At 73.8% G+C, this 14,976-nt stretch carries 13 protein-coding genes; 7 read left to right on the forward strand and 6 right to left on the reverse strand.

From position 1 onward, the window contains the following. The 4 genes from D1825_RS04300 to D1825_RS04315 form a co-directional block, all read right to left on the reverse strand. Window positions 1–522, reverse strand: a 522-nt coding sequence (locus tag D1825_RS04300) for an ABC transporter ATP-binding protein (protein ID WP_407643294.1), incomplete at its 3' end; no start/stop codon positions are given. Further along, window positions 513–1,562: a FecCD family ABC transporter permease gene (locus D1825_RS04305; protein WP_118766229.1), complete on the reverse strand. Its 1,050-nt coding sequence runs from the start codon at window positions 1,560–1,562 to the stop codon at window positions 513–515. The genes D1825_RS04300 and D1825_RS04305, both read right to left, overlap by 10 nt. Then, window positions 1,559–2,614, reverse strand: a complete 1,056-nt coding sequence (locus tag D1825_RS04310; protein ID WP_199721493.1) for a FecCD family ABC transporter permease — start codon at window positions 2,612–2,614, stop codon at window positions 1,559–1,561. The genes D1825_RS04305 and D1825_RS04310 overlap by 4 nt, the downstream gene beginning before the upstream one ends. Beyond that, on the reverse strand, window positions 2,611–3,672 hold the full coding sequence (locus D1825_RS04315; RefSeq protein ID WP_118766230.1) for an ABC transporter substrate-binding protein: 1,062 nt from the start codon (window positions 3,670–3,672) through the stop codon (window positions 2,611–2,613). The genes D1825_RS04310 and D1825_RS04315 overlap by 4 nt, the downstream gene beginning before the upstream one ends. Before the next feature lie 220 nt (window positions 3,673–3,892). Between D1825_RS04315 and D1825_RS04320 the strand changes: the two genes are divergently transcribed. From D1825_RS04320 to D1825_RS04350, 7 genes are all read left to right on the forward strand, one after another. Further along, window positions 3,893–4,654: a DeoR/GlpR family DNA-binding transcription regulator gene (locus D1825_RS04320; RefSeq protein ID WP_118766231.1), complete on the forward strand. Its 762-nt coding sequence runs from the start codon at window positions 3,893–3,895 to the stop codon at window positions 4,652–4,654. Beyond that, window positions 4,651–5,598, forward strand: coding sequence for a 1-phosphofructokinase (gene pfkB, locus D1825_RS04325; RefSeq protein WP_118766232.1), 948 nt, complete (start codon window positions 4,651–4,653; stop codon window positions 5,596–5,598). Before D1825_RS04320 ends, pfkB begins: the two co-directional genes overlap by 4 nt. Window position 5,599: 1 nt before the next feature. Then, on the forward strand, window positions 5,600–6,055 hold the full coding sequence (locus D1825_RS04330) for a PTS sugar transporter subunit IIA (protein ID WP_118766233.1): 456 nt from the start codon (window positions 5,600–5,602) through the stop codon (window positions 6,053–6,055). Beyond that, window positions 6,052–7,566, forward strand: a complete 1,515-nt coding sequence (locus D1825_RS04335; RefSeq protein WP_118766234.1) for a PTS fructose transporter subunit IIC — start codon at window positions 6,052–6,054, stop codon at window positions 7,564–7,566. Before D1825_RS04330 ends, D1825_RS04335 begins: the two co-directional genes overlap by 4 nt. Before the next feature lie 25 nt (window positions 7,567–7,591). Then, window positions 7,592–7,867 carry an HPr family phosphocarrier protein gene (locus D1825_RS04340; RefSeq protein ID WP_118766235.1) on the forward strand — a complete coding sequence of 92 codons (276 nt, stop codon included), beginning with the start codon at window positions 7,592–7,594 and terminating at the stop codon, window positions 7,865–7,867. Further along, entirely contained in the window at window positions 7,864–9,585 is a 1,722-nt protein-coding gene (gene ptsP, locus D1825_RS04345; protein ID WP_118766236.1) for a phosphoenolpyruvate--protein phosphotransferase, read from the forward strand. Before D1825_RS04340 ends, ptsP begins: the two co-directional genes overlap by 4 nt. A gap of 128 nt (window positions 9,586–9,713) precedes the next feature. Further along, on the forward strand, window positions 9,714–11,372 hold the full coding sequence (locus D1825_RS04350) for a succinic semialdehyde dehydrogenase (RefSeq protein WP_118766237.1): 1,659 nt from the start codon (window positions 9,714–9,716) through the stop codon (window positions 11,370–11,372). Between the two features lie 227 nt (window positions 11,373–11,599). Here D1825_RS04350 and D1825_RS04355 read toward each other — a convergent pair whose 3' ends face one another. Together D1825_RS04355 and pta are read right to left on the reverse strand one after the other, a co-directional pair. After that, window positions 11,600–12,841, reverse strand: coding sequence for an acetate/propionate family kinase (locus D1825_RS04355; RefSeq protein ID WP_118766238.1), 1,242 nt, complete (start codon window positions 12,839–12,841; stop codon window positions 11,600–11,602). Beyond that, window positions 12,838–14,916, reverse strand: a complete 2,079-nt coding sequence (pta, locus tag D1825_RS04360; RefSeq protein WP_118766239.1) for a phosphate acetyltransferase — start codon at window positions 14,914–14,916, stop codon at window positions 12,838–12,840. The genes D1825_RS04355 and pta overlap by 4 nt, the downstream gene beginning before the upstream one ends. Between the last annotated feature and the right edge of the window lie 60 nt (window positions 14,917–14,976).

Below are 14,976 nucleotides of genomic sequence, written 5' to 3' on the forward strand. Positions count from 1 at the left end.
GTCGAGGAACGTCGTCGGCTCGTCGAGCAGCAGCACGTCGGTCTGCTGCGCGAGTGCCATGGCGATCCACACGCGCTGCCGCTGGCCGCCGGACAGCTCGTCGACCGGGCGGTCCGCGAGGTCGAGCGTGTCGGTCGTGCGCAGCGCCTCCTCGACGGCCGCGTCGTCCTCCGCCGTCCAGCGCCGGAACCAGCCCTGGTGCGGGTAGCGCCCACGTCCGACGAGGTCCGCCACCGCGATGCCCTCGGGGCTGATCGGCGTCTGCGGCAGCAGCCCGAGGATGGTGGCGACCTCGCGCGAGGGCAGGTCGTCGATCGGCGTGCCGTCGAGCAGCACGCGACCGGCCGACGGGCGCAGTAGGCGGGCCATCGCGCGCAGCAGGGTCGACTTGCCGCACGCGTTGGCGCCGACGATCGTCGTGATCCGTCCCTGCGGGATCTCCAGGGTCATGTCCTGGACCACGACGCGGTCGTCGTAGCCCAGCGTCGCGGCCTCGACGGCCAGCGTGTGCTTCACAGGGATCCTCCCGTGCGGTTCGACCTGGCCAGGAGCCAGAGCAGGTAGGGGGCGCCGAGCACGCCGGTGACGACGCCCACGGGGAACCGTAGGCCGAGCAGGTGCTGCCCGGCGAAGTCGCCGACGAGGACGAGCAGCGCGCCGACGAGCGCGGCGGGCCACAGCAGGGGCCCGGCACCGCGCACGAGGCGGTGCGCGATCGGCCCGGCGAGGAACGCGACGAACGCGATCGGGCCCGCCGCGGCGGTCCCGACCGACACGAGCGCGACCGCGACGACCAGCAGCGCGAGGCGGCTGCGGTCTGCGGGCACGCCCAGCGCGGTCGACGCGTCGTCGCCGAGCTGCAGCGCGCCGAGCCGGCGGGACAGGATCGTGGCGAGCGGGACCAGGACGACGAGCGCGAGCGCGAGGGGCTGCACGACGGGCCAGAACGCCGAGTTCAGGCTGCCCGTGAGCCAGCGCATCGCCTCGTTGACGTCGTAGATCCCGGCGCGCGAGATCGCGTAGGAGATCACCGAGTCGAGCATCGCGCCGATCGCGATGCCGATGAGGATGAGCCGCGTGCCGTGCACCCCGCGGCGCCACGACAGCGCGTAGATGAGACCCGCCACGCCGATGCCGGACGCGACCGCGACCACCGAGAGCGTGGCGCCGCTGAGGCCGAACACGGTGATCGCGACGACCGCGGCGGCGCTCGATCCCGCGCTGATGCCGATGACGTCCGGGCTGGCCAGCACGTTGCGCAGCATCGTCTGGAACATCACGCCGCCCATGCCGAACGCGACGCCGACGAGCACGCCGGTCAGCGCGCGGGGCAGGCGCAGGTCGCCCACGGTGAACGACGCACCGGGCACGTCCTGGCCCAGGATCACGCGCAGCACGTCGAGGGGGGAGTAGCTGCGCTCGCCCACGCAGAGCGAGAGCAGCGTGACGGCCAGCAGCGCGACGACGAGGACGACGACGACCCGACGCCAGCGGCGCGAGCGGGCGCGGCGCCCTGCGGCGACGGTGGCGCCGACGGGGCGCTCGAGGACGGTCGAGGTCACAGCTCGCGCACCTTCTGCCGGCGGATGATCGCGATGAACACGGGGGCTCCCAGCAGGGCCGTCATGATGCCGACCTCGAGGTCCTGCGGCCGGGTGACGATCCGGCCGACGACGTCCGCGCCGACGAGCAGCGCGGCGCCGAACGCGGCCGAGTAGGGCAGCAGCCAGCGGTGGCTGGGACCGGTGAACGTGCGCGCCAGGTGCGGCATGACGAGGCCGACGAAGGCGATCGGGCCGGCGATCGCCGTGGCCGAGCCGGCCAGCAGCACGGCGGCGGTCGCCCCGAGGGCCCGGACCAGCCCGGTGCGCTGCCCGAGGCCGACGGCGAGGTCGTCGCCGAGCGCGAGCGCGTCGAGCCCGCGGGCCGAGGCGACCGCGAGCACGGCGCCGACGAGGAGGAACGGCACGACCTCGCCGATCTGCGCGAAGTCGGCGCGGCCGAGTGAGCCGACCTGCCAGAACCGGAAGGTGTCGAGCACGTCGGTGCGGGTCAGCAGGACCATCGAGACCATCGAGCCGAGCGCGGCGGTGGTCGCGGCGCCGGCGAGCGCGAGCTTGAGCGGGGTCGCGCCCTCGCGCCCCATCGAGCCGATCGTGTAGACGAGCAGCGCGGCGAGCGCGGCGCCGGCGAACGCCAGCCAGATGTACTCCTCGAGGCTCGACAGCCCCAGCCACGCGATGCCGAGGACGACGAACAGCGAGGCGCCCGCGTTCACGCCGAGGATCCCGGGGTCCGCGAGCGGGTTGCGCGTCAGCCCCTGCATCACCGCCCCGGCCAGGCCGAGCGCGGCGCCGACCAGCAGGCCGAGGACGGTGCGGGGGATGCGGGAGTGCACGGCGGCCTGCGCGATGTTCTCGGGATCGGGGTGCAGCACACCCGCAACCACGTCGGGCCAGGACACGACGCGCGAGCCGAACGCGAGGGACGCGACGACCATGACGAGCAGGACGACCGCGCAGACGACGAGGCCCAGCAGCCGCCGCCTGCGCAACGACACCGACCGTCCCCGTGCGGGGACAGCCGGTGCCGGTGCGGGAGCGTGCAGGGTCACTTGACCTTCTTGGCCGCTGCCTCGAAGAGGTCGAGGTACTGGTCCAGGCCCCACGGGATCGACAGGATCGTCGGGCCGGACGTCGACGCCGCGAACGGGGTGGCGTCGGGCACGATGACGACCGCGCCGTTCTTGACCGCCGGGATCTTGCCCAGCAGGGGGTCCTTCTGGAGCCACGCCAGGGTCGTGTCGTCGCCGTAGGTGACGAGGATGTCCGCGTCCGACAGCTTGTCGGCGTTCTCGGAGCTGATGGTCCCGCCGAAGCCGCTGAGCTCGGTGAAGGAGGCGACGGAGGGAGCCACCGTCATGCCGAAGTCCTCGACGTACTGCACGCGGGCGTCGACACCGGTGTAGATCCAGAGCTTGCTCTTGTCGGACGCGTCCGCCGCCGTGTAGACGAAGGTCTTGCTGGCGATGTCGGGGCGGGTGGCCAGGGCGGCCTCGATCTGCTTCTCGATCTCGCCGATCTTGGCCTGCGCCTCGGCCTTCTTGCCGATGGCCTCGCCGTCGACGAGCGCCATGTCGCGCCAGTTCGTGCCCCACGCGACGGTCGGGAACGAGACCGTCGGAGCGATCTGGGACAGCGTCGTCCAGTCCTCCTTGGTCAGGCCGGACTGCGCCGCCAGGACGACGTCGGGCGTCGTGTCGTTGACACCCTCGAAGTCCACGCCGTCGGTCTCGTCGAAGAGCTTCGGGAGCTTGTCGCCGGTCGCCCCGAGCGCCGTGAGCGCGTCGAAGGCCCACGGCAGCACGCCGTCGCCGTCGTCGTCGCCGTAGTTCGCCTTGGCGAAGCCGACCGGGACCACGCCGAGCGCGATCGGGACGTCCTGGTTCCCCCAGGCGATGCTCGCGACCCGCTCGGGCTGCTTGTCGATGGTCGTCTCGCCGAAGGTGTTCTTCAGCGTGATCGGGAAGGCGGCGGCCGACGCGGACGAGGTGTCCGACGAGGTCGCGGCGGGCGCGGGCGTGTCGTCGCCCGACGAGCAGGCCGTGAGGGCGAGGGCGGCGACGGCGGCGAGCGCGGCGAACCGGGCGGGACGCGAGAGTGCGGAGCGCATGGTGTTCCTCAGAGTCGATGAGAGGAGTTCGATTAGGCGAGCCTCACCTTACGTCGTCGGCCCGGGCGACCCAACACCAGATGCGTCACAGTCCGAATCAACATCCGAGAATGTTTGAATCGGCCCGTATCTCTTGACATGTGTCCGTTTCGGGTCCACTCTCGTGCTCAGAAGGCCGGAACGGACCGGCCGCTGTACGCACTGAGACATCGGAGTCGTCGTGTACGCACCGGAGCGTCACCAGCAGATCCTCGCCACGGCTCGCGCCGCAGGCCGGGTCGACGTCGCCGCGCTCGCTCTCGAGCTCGACGTCACGCCCGAGACCATCCGCCGCGACCTGACCGCGCTCGAGCGCCACGGCCTCGTGCGCCGCGTGCACGGCGGGGCCATCCCGGTCGAGCGGCTGGGCTTCGAGCCCGGCATCGCCGACCGCGAGGGTATCCTGTCGGGGGAGAAGGAGCGGATCGCCAAGGCGGCGCTCGACGAGCTGCCCGACGGCGGCGCGGTCATCCTCGACGCCGGCACCACGACGGTGCGCCTCGCCGAGCTGCTCCCGAACGACCGTGACCTCATCGTCGTCACCCACGCGCTGCCGGTCGCGACCGTGCTCGCGTCGCGCCCCAACATCACGCTGCACCTCGTCGGCGGCACGGTCCGCGGCCGGACGCTCGCCGCGGTCGGCTCCTGGGCACTCGCGGCGCTCACCGAGATCCGCGCCGACGTCGCGTTCGTCGGCACCAACGGGATCAGCGTCGAGAACGGGCTGAGCACGCCGGACCTCGCCGAGGCCGCCGTGAAGCGGGCCCTCATCGCGGCCGCCCGGCGCACGGTCGTCGTCGCCGACCACACCAAGCTCGGCCGGACCGACTTCGCGCACGTCGCGGACCTCGAGGCCGTCGACACGCTGATCACCGACTCGGGCGCCGCGGTCGAGCTCGTCGACGAGTTCGAGACGGCTGGCGTCCGGGTGGTGCGCGCATGATCGTCACGCTCACGCCCAACCCGAGCCTGGACCGGGCGCTCGACGTCGATCGGCTCGTGCCGGGCGAGGTGCTGCGCGCCGACGCCGTGCACGTCCATCCGGGCGGCAAGGGCATCAACGTCACGCGGGCCCTCGTGCGCCACGGCGTCGCGTCGCGCGCCGTGCTGCCCGCCGGGGGAGCGGACGGGGCCCGGCTCGTCGAGCTGCTGGCCTCGCAGGGCGTCCCGGCGCTCGCGGTCCCGGTGGCTGGCGACACGCGCACCAACATCACGATCGCCGAGCGGTCCGGCGCCACCACCAAGGTGAACGCGCCGGGTCCCGCGCTCGCGCCCGGCGAGGTCACCGCGCTGCTCGACGCGCTCGCGGCCGTGCTCGACGAGGGCGCCCGCGGGCTCGTCGCCGCGGGCAGCCTCCCGGCCGGAGCGGGCGACGACCTCTTCGTCCGGGTCGCGGCTCTCGCGGCGCAGCGCTCGGTCCCGTTCGCGCTCGACACCTCGGGCGACCCGTTGGCTTGCGCCGCCCGGGCCGGTGTGCTCGACCTGCTCAAGCCCAACGACGAGGAGCTCGCCGCGCTCGTCGGGCGCGAGCTCGTGACCGTCGGCGACGTCGTCGACGCGGCGCGCGAGGTCATCGCCGCCGGCACCGCGCACGTGCTCGTCTCGCTCGGCGCCCACGGCGCCCTGCTCGTGACCGAGCACTCCAGCTGGTGGGCGGGCGGCACGCCGCTCGTCCCGCTGTCCACGGTCGGCGCGGGGGACATGACCCTCGCCGGCTTCCTGTCTGCGGACGGCTCCGCCGCCGACCGCCTCCGCACGGCCGTCGCGTGGGGGCGCGCGGCCGTGCGCATGCCCGGTACCGCCGTACCGGATCCCTCCGCCATCGACACCGCCGCCGTGCGCGTCGTCGAGGCACCAGACCCCCGACTCACCCCGAAGGAGCTGTGACGTGAGCACCCCACTCATCACCCCGGACCTGGTCGCCGTCGACCTGGCCGCCGCGGACCGCGACGACGCGACCCGCCACCTCATCGGCCTGCTCGCCGCAGCCGGGCGCGTCACCGACGCCGAGGGCTTCCACGCCGACGTCCGCGCCCGCGAGGCGCAGATGGCCACCGGGATGCCCGGCGGCATCGGCCTGCCGCACGCCCGCTCCGCGCACGTCACCGCCCCGAGCCTGGCCATCGGCCGGCTGACGCAGGGCGTCGACTGGGGCGCGCCGGACGGCCCCGCCACGCTCGTCTTCCTCATCGCCGCGCCGGACACGGGCGGCGGCGACCACCTGCAGATCCTCGCCGCCCTCGCGCGCCGCCTGGTGCACGAGTCCTTCAAGACCTCGCTCCGCGAGGCGCCCGACGCCGCCGCCGTCGCGGAGATCGTCACCCGAGAGGTCGTGCCAGCATGAAGTTCGTCGCCGTCTCCTCCTGCCCCACGGGCATCGCCCACACGTACATGGCCGCCGAGGCGCTCGAGCAGGCCGGCCGCGACGCGGGCCACGAGGTCGTCGTCGAGACGCAGGGGGCCGCGGGCTCCACGCCGCTGGACCCGGCCGTCATCGCGGCGGCCGACGGCGTCATCTACGCCGCCGACCTCGAGGTCAAGGACAAGGAGCGCTTCGCGGGCAAGCCGTTCGTCGACGTGGGCGTGAAGAAGGCCGTGCACGACGCCCCGGGCGTCCTGGCCTCCGCGATCGCGGCGGTCGAGGCGGGCGTGCCCGCCGGCGCGGCGCCGGTCGCGATCACGTCGCCGGCCACGAAGGTGGACAGCAACGCGAGCGTCGGGGTCCGCATCCGGCAGTGGCTGATGACCGGCGTGAGCTACATGATCCCGTTCGTCGCCGCCGGCGGCATCCTCATCGCGCTCGGCTTCATGCTCGCCGGGATCGCGTGGGACGGCGGCAACGGCGCCGTCGAGGTCACCAAGATCCCGGTGGCCGACCTCGTCGCGAACTTCGACCCGACGTCGCTGCAGCAGTGGTCCGCGGTGCTGTTCCAGACCGGTGCGCTCGCGTTCGGGTTCCTGGTCCCGGTGCTGTCCGGGTTCATCGCGTACGCGATCGCCGACCGCCCCGGCCTCGTGCCCGGGTTCGTCGGCGGCGCCGCATCGGTGGCCGTGGGCGCTGGCTTCCTCGGTGGTCTGGTGACCGGCTTCGTCGCCGGTGGTCTGGCCTGGTGGATCAGCCGGTGGAACGTGCCGAAGGGCGTCCGCGGGGTCATGCCCGTGGTCGTGACGCCGCTGCTGTCCTCGCTGCTCGTCGGCATCATCACGCTCGTCGTCATCGGCCGGCCGATCGCCGCCGCGATGGACGGGCTGAGCGACTGGCTCAACGGGCTGTCCGGCAACAACCTGGTGCTCCTGGGCGCGCTGCTCGGCGCGATGATGGGCTTCGACCTCGGCGGCCCGGTCAACAAGGTTGCTTACACCTTCGCGATCACCGGCCTGGCCGTGCCGAACCTGCCCAACGACGCCAACCAGTTCAAGATCATGGCCGCGGTGATGGCCGCCGGCATGGTCGCCCCGCTGGCGATGGCGCTGGCCACCGTCGTCCGCAAGGGCCTGTTCACGCACGCCGAGCGGGAGAACGGCAAGGCCGCGTGGCTGCTCGGGGCGTCGTTCATCTCCGAGGGCGCGATCCCGTTCGCGGCCGCCGACCCGTGGCGCGTCATCGTCTCCTCGCTCGTGGGCTCGAGCGCCGCGGGTGCCCTGTCCATGGCGTTCGCTGCCGGGGTGCGCGCACCGCACGGCGGCATCTGGGTGCTGCCCCTGATCACGAACTTCTGGGGCTGGCTCATCGCGATCGCCGTCGGGATGGTCGTGACCTGCGCGATCGTCGTCGCGCTCAAGAGCGCGCGTCCGAGCGCCGTCGTCCAGGCCGAGCAGGCTGCCGACGCGCAGCTCGCCGCGGCCGTCGCCTGACCTTCGATCCTCGAGAGGAACCGTCATGTCTGAGCGCACCGTCGCCGTCGCCTCCCGCGTCGGCCTGCACGCCCGCCCCGCGATGATCTTCACGCAGGCCGTCGCGGCCTCCGGGGTCCCCGTCACGATCGCCCGCTCCGGCGGCGAGCCCGTGGACGCCGGCTCCATCCTGTTCGTCATGTCGCTCGGCGTCCCGTCGGGCGAGGAGGTCACGCTCGCGGCCGACGGCCCCGACGCCGACCGCGTGCTCGACGAGCTCGTCGAGCTGCTGGCGACCGACCTCGACGCGGAGACGCCGTGAGCGTCGCTGACGCCGGCCCTCAGGTTCAGGGGGAGCTGCACGGCGTCGGCGTCGGGCGGCGGGGGGTCGTCGGGCCGGTCGCCCAGGTCCAGCCCGTGCCGGCCGTCGCGGCCGACGCACCGCTCCTCGTCGACGGGGTCGCGGTGACCGGGGCGGACGCGCAAGAGGTCGTCGCGCGGGCGTTCGAGGACGTCGCGGCCGCCCTCGCGGACGCGTCGTCGCGCGCCACCGGCACGGTCCGGGACGTCCTGGCGGCGACCGCGCAGATGGCCGACGACCGTGCGCTGCGCAGCGGCGTGCTCACCCGCATCGGGGCGGGCGAGCCCGTCGTCGCGGCGATCGACGGGGTCGTCGACATGTTCGCGGCGATGTTCGTGCAGGCCGGCGGCTACCTCGCGGAGCGGGTCACGGACCTGCGCTCGGTGCGCGACCGCGTCGTCGCGCGGGCCATGGGGCTGCCGGCCCCGGGCGTGCCCGAGCTGACGGTGCCGTCCGTCGTCGTCGCGCTCGACCTCGCGCCGGCCGACACCGCGGCCCTCGACCTCGACAAGGTGCTCGCGATCGTCACCGAGCTCGGCGGCCCGACCGGTCACACGGCGATCATCGCCGGGCAGCTCGGCCTGCCGTGCCTGGTGCGGGTCGCGGGCGTCACCGGGCTCGACGACGGCATCGTCGTCGCGGTCGACGCCGCGACCGGGACCGTCACGGTCGAGCCGTCGCCCGACCTCGTCGACGCGCTCGCGCGCCGCGCCGAGGTCGAGCGCGCGCTCGAGCAGGACACCGCGCCGGGCGCCACGGCCGACGGCAAGGCGGTCGCGCTCCTCGCCAACATCGGCACCGCCGCGGACGCCGAGCGCGTCGCGACGACGGCCGCCGAGGGCGTCGGGCTGTTCCGGACCGAGGTGCTGTTCCTCGAGGCGTCGACCGAGCCCACCGTCGAGGAGCAGACCGCGGCGTACGCGGCCGCGCTGCGGGCCCTGCCCGGGCGCAAGGTCGTGGTCCGCACGCTCGACGCGGGCGCCGACAAGCCGCTCGCGTTCGCGACGCAGCCCGACGAGGAGAACCCCGCGCTCGGGGTCCGCGGCTACCGACTCGTGCGGACCAACGCGGACCTCGTCGAGCACCAGCTCGAGGCGCTCGCCGCCGCGCAGGCCGCGACGGGCGAGGCGCCGTGGGTCATGGCGCCGATGATCGCGACGGCCGACGAGGCCCGCGACTTCGCCGCCCGGGCCCGCGCGCACGGGATCGCGAAGGTCGGCGTGATGGTCGAGGTGCCCTCGGCCGCGCTGCGGGCGCACGAGGTCCTGCGGGAGGTCGACTTCGTCTCGCTCGGGACCAACGACCTCGCGCAGTACACGATGGCCACGGACCGGCTGCGCGGCGAGCTCGCCGACCTGCTGGACCCGTGGCAGCCCGCGGTGCTCGACCTCGTGGCCGCGACCGCGCACGCGGGACTCGAGACCGGCAAGCCGGTCGGCGTGTGCGGGGAGTCGGCCTCCGACCCCGTGCTCGCGCTCGTGCTCGTCGGGCTGGGGGTGACGAGCCTGTCGATGTCGCCGGGCGCGCTGCCCGCGGTGCGGTACGCGCTGCGCCGGCACACGAGCGCGCAGTGCGCGACGCTCGCCGTCGAGGCGCTGGCGGCCCCGTCCGCGGCGGCGGCCCGGGCCGCGGTCGTCGAGAACCTCGACCCGGAGGTCCGCACCACTCTCGGCGTCTGAACCCGCGAGCGCTACGCCCTCCCTCTCGAGTGCGCCCGTCGTTGCGGGCGCACTCGGTGAGTTTCGGGCGCTCTCGCGGTTGGGGGTGTCGCGGGGTGCGCGTAGGTGGCGCGCGTACCCTGGCGCGCATGGCGCACGACTCGCACGGGCCCGGATCAGCCGAGCTGCACGACCCGGAGACCGACCCCCTCGCCACCTACGTGCTCGAGCCCGACGACGTCCGCCCGCTGCTGGCGCGCGTCGTCGCCTCCCCGGGCGCCGCGACCCACACGTCGCTCGCCCCGTTCACGGGCGCCCCGATCGCGGCCGTGCCGCTGTCGACGCCCGATGACGTGGTGCGCGCCGCGCGTGCCGCCCGGGCCGCCCAGCGACTGTGGGCCGCCCGGCCCGTGCGCGATCGCACCGCGGTGCTCTCGCGCTTCCACGACCTGCTGCTCGAGCGGCAGAGCGACGTGCTCGACCTCATCCAGCTCGAGAACGGCAAGGCCCGCGTCTCGGCGTTCGAGGAGATCTGCGACATCGCGCTCGTCGCGCGGCACTACGCCGCGCGCGCGGGGCGCTACCTCGCGCCCCGGCGGGCCGGCGGGATCGTGCCGGGCCTGACGTCGGTGCGCGTGCTGCGGCACCCGGTCGGCGTCGTCGGCATCGTCGCGCCCTGGAACTTCCCGCTCACGCTCACCATCGGCGACGTGCTCCCCGCGCTCGTCGCGGGCAACGCCGTGATCCTGCGGCCCGATCCGCAGGCCGCGCTCACCGCGCTGTGGGCCGCCGAGCAGCTCGAGGAGGCGGGGCTGCCCGCCGGGCTGCTGCAGATCGTCGTGGGCGACGGGCCGTCCGTCGGCGGCGCCGTCGTCGAGAACGTCGACCACGTGTCGTTCACGGGCTCGACCCGCACGGGCCGGGTCGTCGCCGCGCAGGCCGGCTCGCGGCTCGTGCCGGCGACGCTCGAGCTCGGCGGCAAGAACCCCATGTACGTCGCGGAGGACGTGGACGTCGAGGTCGTCGCCGAGGGCGCGGTACGTGCCTCCTTCGTCGGGACCGGGCAGGTGTGCGTCTCGATCGAGCGGATCTACGTGCGCGAGGAGGTGTTCGACGAGTTCGCCGAGGCCTTCGCCCGGCGCACCCGCGAGCTGCGCATCGGGTCCGGGCTGGACTACCGGTTCGACGTCGGTTCCCTGACCTCGGCTGCCCAGCTCGCGACCGTGGTCGAGCACGTCGAGGACGCGATCGGGCACGGCGCGGCCGTGCTCGCCGGGGCCGTGCACCGCACCGACCTGGGCCCCTGGTTCTACGAGCCGACGATCCTCACCGACGTCCCGGCCGAGGCCCGCCTCGCGCGCGAGGAGACGTTCGGCCCGGTCGTCGCGCTCTACCGCGTCGCGTCCGACGACGAGGCCGTCGCGGCCATGAACGACAGCGAGTTCGGCCTCAACGCGAGCATCTGGACCGCCGACACCGCGCGCGGAGCAGCCCTCGCGCGCCGGGTCCACGCCGGCAGCGTGAACGTCAACGAGGGGTACGTCGCCACGTGGGGGTCCGTCGGGGCGCCGCAGGGTGGCGTGGGCTCGTCGGGCATCGGGGTGCGTCACGGGCGCGAGGGGCTGTGGGAGACCACCCGCCTGCAGACCGTCGCGGTCCAGCACGGTGCGCACGGCCTGTTCGGGCGGCTCGCTCCCGGGCGTGGACCCCGCGTCGGCCTCGGCCGCTTGTACGGCCTGGGCACCGAGACGTGGCCGACGGTCTACACCGAGCTGCTGCGCGTGATGAAGGCAGCCCGCCTGCCCTGACCGCCTGCCGGGACGCGGCAGCCGCCCTGTCGCTCATCACGCGCGTGGCTGCATCCAACGTTGCAGGATCCGTGCATGCCTGCAGCGCGTGCGATGCAACGATCCCTGCAGCGACGCGGCGATCCCGCGGCAGGGTGCGCGTGGGTGTGCGACCCGCCGTGGCTCGCGCGGCGTGTCGCACACCCATGCGTCCACCGCGGCGGTGTGCCGGGTGAGTGCGCAGCGGGTCAGGCGTGGCCCGCGGCGGCGGGGGAGTCGTCGGACTCTTCGCCCGTGAGGCCCGCGGCCTCGGCGACCTCGACCGCCTGGCGGGCGATCGCCAGCTCCTCGTTCGTCGGGTAGACGACGATCGTCGTGCGGCTGACGTCGCGCGAGACGATCGTCGGCGCCTTCTTGCGGCCCGCGTTGAGGTTCGGGTCCAGCTCGAGGCCCAGCGGCTCGAGCCCGGCGGTGGCCAGCGCGCGGACGACGTCGTCGTTCTCGCCGACGCCCGCGGTGAACACGAGCACGTCGACGCGACCGAGGACGGCGGTGTACGCGCCGATGTACTTGCGCAGCCGGTGGATGTAGACGTCGAGCGCGAGCTGCGCGCCCTCGTCGCCGTCCGAGATCAGGTCGTGCAGGGCGCGGAAATCGTTCTCACCCGCGAGCCCCTTGAGCCCCGAGCGGCGGTTGAGCAGGTCGTCGACCTCGTCGACCGACAGGCCGGCGTTGCGCTGCAGGTGGATGAGCACCGCGGGGTCGACGTCGCCGGACCTGGTGCCCATGACCAGGCCCTCGAGCGGCGTCATGCCCATCGACGTCTCGACCGCGTGGCCCCCGCGGACCGCGGACGCGGACGCGCCGTTGCCGAGGTGCAGCACGATGGTGTTGAGGTCCTCGACGCGGCGGCCCAGGAACTGCGCGACCTGCCGGGACACGTAGTGGTGCGACGTGCCGTGGAACCCGTAGCGGCGCACGCCGTGCTCGCGCGCGACGTCGCGGTCGATCGCGTACGTCGACGCGGCCTCGGGCAGCCCGTGGAAGAACGCGGTGTCGAACACGACGACGTGAGGGACGTCCGGGAGCAGCTCGCGCGCCACCCGGATGCCCGTGACGTTGGCCGGGTTGTGCAGGGGCGCCAGCGGCGAGATCGCCTCGATCTGGTCGACGACCTCGTCGGTCACGAGCACCGGCGTCGAGAACACCGACCCGCCGTGCACCACCCGGTGGCCGACGGCCACGACGTCGGACGACGCGAGGTCCGGCCCGACCTCGTCGAACAGCGCCAGCACGGCCCGCAGACCCGCCGCGTGGTCGGGGATCGGGTCGGTGCGCGTGACCTTGCGGCCCCCGAACGTGTGGGTGAGCGAGCCGGTCTCCTCGCCGATGCGCTCGACGACGCCGGAGGCGATCGCGCCGCCGCCGACCGGGTCCACGAGCTGGTACTTGATGGACGACGAGCCCGAGTTGACGACGAGGACGGTCATGCCTGGTTCTCCTCCGAGAGGGCTTGCGCCTGGATCGCGGTGATCGCGACGGTGTTGACGATGTCCTGCACGAGCGCGCCGCGCGACAGGTCGTTGACGGGCTTGCGCAGGCCCTGGAGCACCGGGCCGATCGCGACCGCTCCTGCCGAGCGCTGCACGGCCTTGTAGGTGTTGTTGCCCGTGTTCAGGTCCGGGAAGACGAACACGGTCGCGCGCCCGGCGACGGTCGACTCCGGCAGCTTCGTCTGCGCCACGGAGGCGTCGACGGCCGCGTCGTACTGGATCGGGCCCTCGACCGACAGGTCCGGCCGGCGCTCGCGGACCAGGGCCGTCGCCTGGCGGACCTTGTCGACGTCGGCGCCGGTCCCCGAGGCGCCGGTCGAGTAGGACAGCATGGCGATCCGCGGCTCGATGCCGAACTGCTCCGCGGTGCCGGCCGACGAGATCGCGATGTCCGCGAGCTGCTCGGCCGTCGGGTCCGGGATGACTGCGCAGTCGGCGTAGACCAGCACGCGGTCCTCGAGGCACATGAGGAACGCGCTCGAGACGTTAGACACGCCCGGCGCGGTCTTGATGATCTCGAACGACGGCTTGATGGTGTGCGCCGTGGTGTGCACCGCGCCCGAGACCATGCCGTCGGCGAGGCCGAGCTGGACCATCATCGTGCCGAAGTACGACACGGACGGGACGATCTCGCGCGCACGCTCGACGGTCATGCCCTTGTGAGCGCGCATCTGCGTGTACTCCTCGGCGAATCGGGACACCCACTGCTCGTCGTGCGGGTCGATGACCGCCGCGTCGTCGAGCGCGAGGCCGAGCTCGGTCGCGCGCGTGCGGATCGCGGCCTCCTCGCCCAGCAGCGTCAGCTGTGCGACGCCGCGCTGCAGGAGGGTCGAGGCGGCCCGCAGGATGCGGTCGTCGGTGCCCTCGGGCAGCACGATGTGCTTGCGGTCGGCGCGCGCGCGGTCGAGCAGCTCGTACTCGAACATGAGCGGCGTGACGACCTCGGGCCGCGCGACGTCGAGCGCCGCGAGCAGCGCAGGCCCGTCGATGTGCTGCTCGAAGACCGCCAGCGCGGTGTCGATCTTGCGCTGCGAGTCGGCCGTGAGGCGCCCGCGCGTGGTGGCGGCGGCGCTCGCAGAGCGGAACGAGCCGAGGTTCGTCGCGATGATCGGCAGCCGGCTGCCGAGGCCGTCGAGCAGCCGGGTGATCGTCGGTGCCGGGCGGAAACCGCCGTTGAGGATGATGCCGGCCAGGTTGGGGAAGCCGTCGGCCTGGTGCGCCAGCAGCAGGCCGAGCAGCACGTCGGCCCGGTCGCCCGGGGTGATGACGACCGCACCGTCGGCGAGCCGGTCGAGCAGGTGCTCGATGGACATCGCGCCGACGAGCACGTCGAGCACCTCGCGAGCCAGCAGGTCGTCGTCGCCGCCGATCTGCTCGCCGCCCACGGCCTCCATGAGCTGGCGGACCGTCGGCGCGCTCAGCAGCGGGCTCTCGGGGAGGGCCCACGCGGGGATCTCGGGCGTGCTGAGCTCGTCGCGCACGGCGTCGAGGGTGCCGTTCGGCGCGCGGTTCGCGACGATCGCCGCGACCTGCGCGTGGTTGGCGTGCAGCTCGGCCACGGCCACGGAGGCGCCCTGGTGGATCGCGTCGGCGTGCCGGCCGCGACCGTTGATGACCAGCACCACGGGCGCGCCGAGGTTGGCCGCGATGCGCGCGTTGTAGGCAAGCTCGGTCGCACCCGCGACGTCGGTGTAGTCGGTGCCGACGACGACCACGGCGTCGCACTGCTTGGCGACCTCGTGGTAGCGCGTGATGATCCGGGACAGGGCGGCCTCGGGGTCGGGGAGCAGCTCCTCGTAGGTCACGCCGATGCAGTCGTCGTACGCGAGGTCCACGCCGTCGTGCTCGAGGAGGAGCTCGAGCACGAAGTCCTTCGTCTCGGTGGACCGGGCGACGGGGCGGAAGACGCCGACGCGCTGCACCGTCCTGCTCAGGAGGTCCACGAGGCCGAGGGCCACGATCGACTTGCCGGTGTCGCCCTCGGGTGAGGCGACGTAGATGCTGCGGGCCACGATGGGCTTCTCCTGTGGTTGTGCGTGGTTGCCGACGCGCGCGGGGGCCGACGAGCGGCC

Source organism: Cellulomonas rhizosphaerae (assembly GCF_003470205.1).
Lineage (GTDB): Bacteria > Actinomycetota > Actinomycetes > Actinomycetales > Cellulomonadaceae > Cellulomonas > Cellulomonas rhizosphaerae.